The organism is Amycolatopsis sp. NPDC057786, assembly GCF_042797905.1.
Classification (GTDB): Bacteria; Actinomycetota; Actinomycetes; order Mycobacteriales; family Pseudonocardiaceae; genus Amycolatopsis.
Map to the genome: position 1 here is coordinate 1 of NZ_JBHVKW010000174.1, position 8,805 is coordinate 8,805.

The 8,805-nt window shown below is 69.5% G+C and carries 6 protein-coding genes; 2 read left to right on the forward strand and 4 right to left on the reverse strand.

All coding sequences use genetic code 11. The features are described 5' to 3' along the window. Positions 1 to 160 precede the first annotated feature (160 nt). The 3 genes from mdlC to ACFVM3_RS41140 all read right to left on the reverse strand — a co-directional run bounded on the left by mdlC (position 161) and on the right by ACFVM3_RS41140 (position 5,197). Positions 161 to 1,744, reverse strand: a complete 1,584-nt coding sequence (gene mdlC / locus ACFVM3_RS41130) for a benzoylformate decarboxylase (RefSeq protein ID WP_378445233.1) — start codon at positions 1,742 to 1,744, stop codon at positions 161 to 163. Positions 1,745 to 1,833: 89 nt separating this feature from the next. After that, complete coding sequence (locus tag ACFVM3_RS41135; RefSeq protein ID WP_378445235.1) at positions 1,834 to 2,511, reverse strand: copper homeostasis protein CutC; 678 nt, start codon at positions 2,509 to 2,511, stop codon at positions 1,834 to 1,836. A 16-nt stretch (positions 2,512 to 2,527) separates the two neighbouring features. After that, positions 2,528 to 5,197, reverse strand: a complete 2,670-nt coding sequence (locus ACFVM3_RS41140) for a nitrate- and nitrite sensing domain-containing protein (RefSeq protein WP_378445237.1) — start codon at positions 5,195 to 5,197, stop codon at positions 2,528 to 2,530. A gap of 191 nt (positions 5,198 to 5,388) precedes the next feature. Here ACFVM3_RS41140 and ACFVM3_RS41145 point away from each other — a divergent pair, with 191 nt between their 5' ends. Beyond that, positions 5,389 to 6,348 (forward strand): ABC transporter substrate-binding protein, encoded by a 960-nt coding sequence (locus tag ACFVM3_RS41145; RefSeq protein WP_378445239.1) that lies wholly within the window; start codon positions 5,389 to 5,391, stop codon positions 6,346 to 6,348. On the opposite strand, the gene ACFVM3_RS41150 is transcribed toward ACFVM3_RS41145, so the two are convergent. Then, on the reverse strand, positions 6,345 to 6,980 hold the full coding sequence (locus ACFVM3_RS41150; RefSeq protein ID WP_378445241.1) for a hypothetical protein: 636 nt from the start codon (positions 6,978 to 6,980) through the stop codon (positions 6,345 to 6,347). The two genes, ACFVM3_RS41145 and ACFVM3_RS41150, sit on opposite strands and share 4 nt — an antisense overlap. 85 nt (positions 6,981 to 7,065) lie before the next feature. On the opposite strand from ACFVM3_RS41150, the gene ACFVM3_RS41155 reads away from it, so the two are divergent. After that, positions 7,066 to 8,712, forward strand: a complete 1,647-nt coding sequence (locus ACFVM3_RS41155) for a DNA repair helicase XPB (RefSeq protein ID WP_378445243.1) — start codon at positions 7,066 to 7,068, stop codon at positions 8,710 to 8,712. Positions 8,713 to 8,805: the final 93 nt, after the last annotated feature.

Sequence of the window (8,805 nt, forward strand, 5' to 3'; positions counted from 1 at the left end):
CCTTCCTTGCGCCTGGCGCAAGGAAGGGGGCCTTCATGTACCGGGGGCGATGCGGCGGCGGCACAGTGGGCGGCACGGCTGAAGGGGACTTTCCCCGCATCCGACGCGCTGAAGGGCGCTTTCCCCGCATCACATGCGGGGAAAGCGTCCTTCAGCAACCTCAGTACAGCGTGCGCGGGTTCGCGTCGATGCGGACGTGCACCAGATGCGGCCGCTCGTCCGGCAGCGCGGCCTCCAGCGTCGGCTTGAGGTCCTCGGCCTTCTCGACGACCGACGTCCGCAGCCCCAGACTCTTCGCCAGCGCGGGGAAATCGATGCCGCCGAGGTCGACGCCCGGCACCTTCTCGCCGCCCGCCGCTTCGCCGAGGATGCGCACGGCGGCGTACTGCGAGTTGTCGAAGATCACGAACGTCACCGGCAGGTTGTGCTGCGCCGCCGTCCACAGTGCCTGGACGCAGTACATGCTCGACCCGTCACCGAGGATCGCGACGACCTTGCGGTCCGGGCGGGCCAGCGCGGCACCCACGGCGGCCGGGAGGCCATAGCCAAGGGTGCCGCTGGCGACGGTGAGGAAGCCGGTGTCGGTGGCCTTGATCGGCAGGTGGTCGTGCAGTTCGTTGCGGTGGCTCGGGGTTTCTTCGACGACGATCGCGTCGTCCGGCAGGACTTCCGAGATCACCGAGTAGGCGAAAGCCGGGGTGATCGGCGTGACCGCGGCGGGCTTTTCCAGCCTGGTACGGGGTTTCGGCGCTTCCCGCGGCGCGGCGCGATCCAGCAGCGCGCGGATCGCGAGCTTCGGCGTCGCGCGGATGCCGGTGCCTTCCGCTGCCCTGGCGAGGATCTGCTCGTCGTCGCTGACCAGGAACAGCGGCGGCAGCGCGGTTTCCGACTCGCCCCGGTACACGTGGTAGGTGAACGCCGGGGCACCGATGACGACCACGAGATCGTGCTCGGTCAGCGCGCTCGCGAGCGCTTTCCGTTCCGGCTGCAGGAATCCGAAGAACTGCGGGTGGTCCTCGGGGAAGGAGCAGCGCGCTCCCATCGGCGGCGCCCAGACCCCGGCGCCGACCTTCTCGGCCAGTTCGACGACGTCCGGCACGGCGCCTTCCCCGTCGATCCCGGGGCCGACCACGATCGCCGGGCGTTCGGCTGCGTCCAATGCCGCCACCAGTTCGTCCAAAGCGGACGGATCGGGCGCGAAACCGGGGATCCGCGGCCGGGAGACGACCGGCTTCGAGGTCTCTACGTCCCAGTCGTCCACCGGCACCGAGACGAACACCGGACCCATGGGCGCCTGCGTCGCGATGTGGTACGCCCTGGCCAGCGCCGCCGGGACGTCCTCGGCCCTGGCGGGCTCGCAGCTCCACTTCACGTACGGCTTGGGGAAGTTCGCCGCCTCGACGGCGCCGAGGAACGGATCGTCCGGCAGCAGCGACCTGGTCTGCTGGCCGGCCAGGATGATCAGCGGGGCGTTGTTGCGGTACGCGGTGAAGATATGCCCGAGCGCGTGGCCGACCCCGCCGGCGGAGTGGAGGTTCACCAACGCCGCCTGCCTGCTCGCGCGGGCGTACCCGTCGGCCATCGCGACGACGGACGCCTCGTGGAGCGCGAGCACGTAGGTGAAGTCGTCGGGCCATTCCGTCAGGAAGGCGATCTCGGTCGTGCCGGGATTGCCGAAAACGGTGGTCAGGCCCAGATCGCGCAGCAGTTCCCTGGTCGCGTCACGTACGGTGCGGGTAGCCATGGGCACACGCTATCTCGTCCGCACCGGATAGTTGAAGATGCAACCTCGTATCACCGTGTGTGGTCTGGACCTGACCCGGTGTTCACGGCCTACTCCTTGACCAGCGCCGCCCACTCGCGAACGGCGGCGACGTCCACATCGGACTCCCAGCCGCCAGGACGGACCGCGCCGCCGACGTGGAACGCGCCGATCCCGCCCGCGCGCAGCAGATGCACCTGCTGCGCCCGCAGGCCGCCGCCGACCAGCAGCCGAGGCCCGTCCTCACGCCGGGCGAGCCGCTGCAGCACCGAAAGCCCGTGCGCGACGCCGTGCGGATGCCCGGCCGCGAGCACCGTGTCACAGCCGAGGCCGGTCAACTGGTCGTAGGCGCGCAACGGATCCCGCGCGCGGTCGATGGCGCGGTGGAAGGTCCACGGCAGCCCGTCGAGTTCCTTCACCAGCGCCTCGCAGGCTTCGACGTCGATTTCGCTTTCCAGGTCCAGGAAACCGAAGACGAACTCCCGTGCGCCCGCGTCGATCAGGCGCATCGCGTCCGCACGCAGCCCGTCGAGATCACCGGCGGCGAAGGACATGTTGTCGCGCAGCATGACCCGCACCGGGAGGTCGGTGGCTCCGAGCACGTCGCGCAGCGTTCCGACCGACGGCGTGAGCCCGTCGCTGGCCATGTCGCTGACCAGTTCGAGGCGATCGGCCCCGCCCTCCTGCGCGCGCTCCGCGTCCACCGCGGTCAGCGCGATCACTTCCAGCAGGCCGGTTTTCGAACTCATGGACCTTCCAATTCGCTTATGCCGAGGGGTTGTCGTCACCCCTGGCGTGGCGACCGCGCCGGAATCCGCCTTGCAGGCTGGTCATCCGTTCGCGGACCGCTTCGGGGGAAAGTGAGAGTATCGGCCTCTCCCCTCGCGGCTTCTCCGGCCTGTCGTCCTGCGACCGGGCCTCGGGAACGACGGCGGGCAGCACCGGCCAGGTCTCCTCCGCGCCGTCCTCCTGTTCCAGTTCGGCGGGCGTCGGCCAAGCCGGCTCCGGCTCCTTTTCCTTCGGCTCCAGCGGCTTCAGCGTCGGTTCGGTCGGCTCGTCCGGATCCCGCGCGGGTTCCTCGGGCACAGCGTTCTTGACCGGCTCGAACGAAGGCAAGGAAGGCGGGCCGGGTTCCGCCGGCGATGGCCCTTCGCGCGGGCCGCCGTGGTCGAACCACTGCGAAAGCACGCTCTGGTACTTGGGCATCCGCTCGGTCGGCGAATCCAGCTCCAGATGGTTGACGGCGTCGTCGTCCGAAGACGGCCATTCCGGCTGGGTCTCGCGCTCGACGACGGGAGCGCGCCGCAGCGGGCCGGGGTCCAGCACGGGCGCGAACCGCGACTCCTCGGCGCTCTCCTCCGGCTCGGGCAGCGGCGGGACTTCCAGTGGCGGCTCGGGTTCCGGCTCCGGGACGACGACGGTGACGGGCACGGGTTCCGGCAGCGGGGCGGGCCGGGGCGCTTCGACGATGAGCTCGGCGGGCACGACGACCACCGCGGTGATCCCGCCGCCGTCGGCGGACCGGAGGCGGACGTCGATCTGGTGCCGGATCGCCAGCGTCGCGACCACGAACAGGCCCATCCGCCGGGAGACCTCGACGTCGACGTCCGGCGGGTTCGCCAGCCGCGCGTTGGTCCGGTCGATCTCCGCCTGCGGCATCCCGGCGCCGTGGTCGGTGATCTCGATCTGCCATTCCCCGCGATCGGTCTCGTGCCCCTCGACCTGCACCATCGTGCTCTGATCCGAATAGCGGGTCGCGTTCTCCAGCAACTCGGAGACCACGTGCACGAGATCGTTGACGGCCTCGCCGCGGACCGCGATCCGCGGCGCCGGGCCGAGTTCGATCCGCTGGTAGTGCTCGACCTCCGAGAGCGCGGCGCCGATGATCTCGTCGGCGACGACGGCGCCTCCGTCCTCACGGACGACGTCGGTTCCGGACAGCACCAGCAGGTTCTCGCTGTTGCGGCGCATCCGGGTCGCGAGGTGGTCGAGTTCGAACAGCCCGGCGAGTGTGTCGGGATCCTGTTCGTCCGCTTCCATCCGGTCCAGGACGGACAGCTGTCGTTCGACGAGATCCTGGCTCCGCTGCGACAGGTTCACGAACATCGCGTTGATGTTCTCCCGCAGCATGGCCTGCTCCCCGGCGAGCCGGACGGCCTCGCCGTGCACCGCGTCGAACGCGCGCGCCACCTGGCCGAGTTCCTCGCGGCTGAACACCGGGACCGGCGCGACGGCCAGTCGCCGCCGCAGGTTCTCCGGCTGCGGTTCGGGGTCGCTGAGCAGACCCTCGACGGCCGCCGGCAGCTGGTGTTCGGCGACCTGGAGCGCACTGCGGCGCAGGATCCTCAGTGGCCGCAACAGCGAACGCGCGATGATCACCGAGAGCACCCCGGCGACGACCAGCACGCCGAGCACGATGCCGCCGTCCCAGATCGCGGACGTCCTCGCCTGTGCCGCGAGGGAGTCGGTGCGCTCCTGAAGCTGGACGAGCAACGCCTGCTGCACCTGGTGGGCCAGATTCACCGTGTACGTGGCCGAGGTGTCCCACTGGTTCGGATCCAGCCCGCCGAGCCCCTGATCGTTCTCCGCGCGGATGAGCGCCGATTCGACCATGTCGTTGCCGATGTCGACGATCAGGCCGATGACCGTGTCGTCGTACATCCGCTGCTGTTCGGGGGTCGCGAACGTGCGGTAGTCGTTGCGGGCGGCGGCGAGTTCGGCCTCCGCGCCGAGCAGCGCGCGGGTCCGGTCCCGGTTGAGGCCGCCCTCCGCGAGCGCGGCCGCCATGATCGCGCGTTTGACCGACATCTGGTCCTTGACCCGCGCGAGCGCGTTGCCCGCGAGCCGGAGCTTCCCCAGATCCGGGTCGGACACGTCGGCGGCGGTGGAATCGCTGATGTCGAGAAGACCGGAGATCAGGTCGCTGTAGGAGCGCAGCACCGCGTCGGCGGGAAAGGCGGAATGTTCCGCGGAAAAGCGAAGGCCGGTCAGCACGCGCAGCCGGTCGCTGGTCTGCTGCAGGCTGGTCGCGGTCTTGCCGCCGAGCCTGCTCTTGCTCTCGCCGAGCGTGCGGTCGAAGGTGCCGATGGCCTCGTCGACGCGTTTGCGCTGCTCGGTCAGTTCGGAAACGTCGCCCTTGCGATCGCCCGCGACGAACCGGACGGTGAGATCTCGTTCGCGCTGGAGCTGGTGCACGGCCTCGGCGACGGTGCTGTCGACGCGGCCGCGGGTGGCGAACTCGGCCAGCTGCCTCGCGTCCCGGAGGTCGGAGTTGACCCGGAGCCCGACGAGGGCGACCACCGCGAGGGCGGGAATCAGGAGTACCACGAAGAGTTTGGTACGCAGGTGCCAGTTCCGGAGCCGCCAGCGTCCGCCGACACGAGGATGCCGTTCCGCCGCGTCGCCCCCACGGGGACGCTTGTCGCGACGGGCCACCTGGTTTCCTTTTCCCACCACGGGACCCTTTCCCATGGCTGACATCGGGGACGAGAGCCCGAACCTACTGTAGAGTAACAAGGTTCGAGAACGATCGAAAGCCGCGCCGTCGGGCGCCTCCCGCAGGCGATCGTATGGGGCACGGACCATACGATCCAGCAGCAGGAGCACATTCTCTCGGTAGGTGAGCGGTGACGAAGATGCGCGTCTTGGCGATTCCGCTGGTAGCGGCACTGCTGGCGACCGCCGGTTGCGGAGTGTTTTCCGGTGGTGACGCAAACACCGACGCGCCACTCGAACGGACGGAACTGCGCATCGGCGTCGGGAGCCCCATCGACACGGCACCCCTGCGGGTCGCCGTCGCCGACGGGAAATTCACCGCGGCCGGCCTGTCCGTGACCCTCGTCGAAGTTCCCGCCGACCAGGCGATCGGCAAACTCTCCGCGGGAGAGATCGACCTGGCTTTCGCGAGCGACGTGTCCATCTTCCGCGCCTCGGCGGCCGGGACCGCGCTCCAGTTGCAGGGCGAGGCGTACACCGCCGGCCGCAACACCATGGCGCTCGTCACACTCCCCGGCTCCGACTACACCGAGCCGACGCTCAAGAAGTCACCGAAGATCGCGGTGAACATGCTCGACGACGTCGGCGTGCTGGCGGCCCGCTCGGTACTGGCGACCGCGGGCGTCGACGCGAACCGGATCCAGTTCAAGCAGCACCCGTTCGACCGGATGCCCCAGGCCTTGCAGGCGGGCGAGGTGGATGCCGCGTGGATGGTCGAGCCGTACATCACCAGGGCCGAAAAAGAGCTCGGGGCGAGCATCCTCGCCGACGGCGCCCGCGGCGCGACACTGGACTTCCCGATGTCGTCCTACGTTTCGACCGGAGCCTTCGGGCAGGCCAACGCCCGCACGCTCGCGGTCTTCCGCGAGGTGCTCGGCGAAGCACAGGTGCGGGCGGCCGACCCGGCCGTCGTCCGCGACGCGCTGCCGTCGTTCTCCGACATCGACCGGACCACGGCGTCGCTGATCTCGCTCGGGACGTACCCGGTGTCCCTCAACGGCATCCGGCTGCAACGCGTCGCCGACCTGATGCACAACTCCGGCATGGTCGGCGCGCGGCTCGACGTGCAGTCGATGGTGGCGCGCCCCTAGATGTTCTCCCCGGTCGGCCTGAGACACACGGTGCGCTCGGGCGGTCCGCTGTAGTGCAGGGCGGTGTCGTCCGACGAACAGGCTTCCTCCGACGATCCCCGCTTCACGACCACCCGAGCCTCCGCGCTGATGTCGCTGCAGCGGACCTTCGCGATCCGCGTCTCGTGCACGACGTCGCGCAGGCAGTCCCCGCTCTCGACGTTCAGCGCGAGGCAGAGCGTCTTCTCCGCCCTCTTGCTCGACGAACCCCCGTACAGCTCGAACTGGATGTAGTCGGCGCTACGGCAGCTCGACGAGCCCGTCCGCACCTCGTCGACGCGGAAGGTCGCGCGATTCGACGAGCAGCTGGCCGTCGTATAGCTCTGCTTGCCGCCCGCCTCGTCGGTCAGGTACAGGCATTTGCCCGCCTCGACCTTGGTGAACCGGCTCGACTGCGAGATCCCGAAGGCGACCAGGCTCCCCAGGCCCAGCGCGGCCACGACGCCCAGCACGATCGAGGCCTTGGCCAGCACACTCAGCGGCGGCGGCTTGGGGAACGGTGTCGGCGGTACCGCCTCGGGCATCGGGGGCAGTGGCGCGGGCGCGTCGAACGGGTCGTACTCGGGTGTCCCGCCGGTCGGTGTAGTCGTCAAGGTCCCCTCCAGTCACCTGCCGCATATCCTTCCACCAGCGGTGCCGCGGCGGGAGCCGGTGTGGCCGGAACGTATAAAGGACGATGTGACCGATGGCCCGCTGATCGTCCAATCCGACAAGACCGTGCTCCTCGAGGTCGACAACAGCCAGGCCGACGACGCGCGGATCGCCATCGCGCCGTTCGCCGAACTGGAACGCGCGCCCGAGCACGTCCACACCTACCGGATCACGCCACTGGCGTTGTGGAACGCCCGCGCGGCGGGCCACGACGCCGAACAGGTCGTCGACGCGCTGACGACCTACTCACGCTTCCCCGTCCCCCAGCCGCTGCTCATCGACATCGTGGACACGATGGGGCGATTCGGGCGGTTGCAGATCGCGAACCACCCGGCGCACGGCCTGGTGATGTCGACCATCGACCGCGCGGTACTGGAGGAGATCCTCCGGCACAAGAAGATCAGTCCGATGCTGGGCGCCCGCATCGACGAGGACACCGTCATCGTGCACCCGTCCGAACGCGGACGGCTCAAGCAGGCGCTGTTGAAGGTCGGCTGGCCCGCGGAGGACCTCGCCGGCTACGTCGACGGCGAGGCGCACCCGATCGACCTCGCCGAGGTCGACTGGGAACTGCGCGACTACCAGCGCAAGGCCGCCGAGGCGTTCTGGGCGGGCGGATCCGGCGTCGTCGTGCTGCCGTGCGGCGCGGGCAAGACGCTGGTCGGCGCCGCGGCCATGGCGCACGCGAAGGCGACCACGCTGATCCTGGTGACGAACACCGTCGCCGGACGGCAGTGGAAGCGCGAGCTGGTCGCGCGGACCTCGCTCACCGAGGAGGAGATCGGCGAATACTCCGGAGAGAAGAAGGAGATCCGGCCGGTCACCATCGCGACGTACCAGGTGGTCACGCGCAAGACCAAGGGCGAGTACAGGCATCTGGACCTGTTCGATTCGCGGGACTGGGGCCTGGTCGTCTACGACGAGGTCCACCTGCTGCCCGCGCCGGTCTTCCGGATGACCGCGGACCTGCAGTCGCGGCGTCGGCTCGGGCTGACCGCGACCCTGGTGCGCGAGGACGGGCGCGAGGGCGACGTGTTCTCCCTGATCGGCCCGAAGCGCTACGACGTCCCGTGGCGCGACATCGAGGCGCAGGGCTGGATCGCGCCGGCGGAATGCACCGAGGTCCGGGTGACGCTGACCGACGCCGAGAGGCTCGCGTACGCGACGGCCGAGGCCGAGGAGCGGTACAAACTGGCGGCGACCGCGGATACCAAGACCAAGGTGATCAAATCGCTGGTGGACCGGCATCCCGGCGAGCCGACCCTGGTCATCGGGGCCTATCTCGACCAGCTGGAGATGATCGGCGACGAACTCGACGCTCCGGTGATCCAGGGCGCGACACGGAACAAGGAACGCGAGGAACTGTTCGACGCGTTCCGGCGCGGTGAGATCAGGACGCTGGTCGTTTCGAAGGTCGCGAACTTCTCGATCGACCTGCCGGAGGCTTCGGTCGCGATCCAGATCTCCGGGACGTTCGGCTCGCGGCAGGAAGAGGCGCAGCGGCTCGGACGGCTGTTGCGGCCCAAGGGCGACGGGCGGCAGGCGCATTTCTACTCGGTCGTCTCGCGGGACACCGTCGACACGGAGTACGCGGCGCACCGGCAGCGGTTCCTGGCGGAACAGGGGTACGCGTACCGGATCGTGGACGCGGACGACCTGCTGCGCCCGATGTAGGGATAGTCCTCGGGCTTGTCCTGGCGAAGTACATGAAGGCCCCCTTCCTTGCGCCTGGCGCAAGGAAGGGGGCCTTCATGTACTTCGCGGCCG

Excerpts from the sequence above, each read along its gene's own strand:
- mdlC (WP_378445233.1), bottom strand. The coding sequence starts at position 1,744 with ATGGCTACCCGCACCGTACGTGACGCGACCAGGGAACTGCTGCGCGAT.
- ACFVM3_RS41135 (WP_378445235.1), bottom strand. The coding sequence starts at position 2,511 with ATGAGTTCGAAAACCGGCCTGCTGGAAGTGATCGCGCTGACCGCGGTG.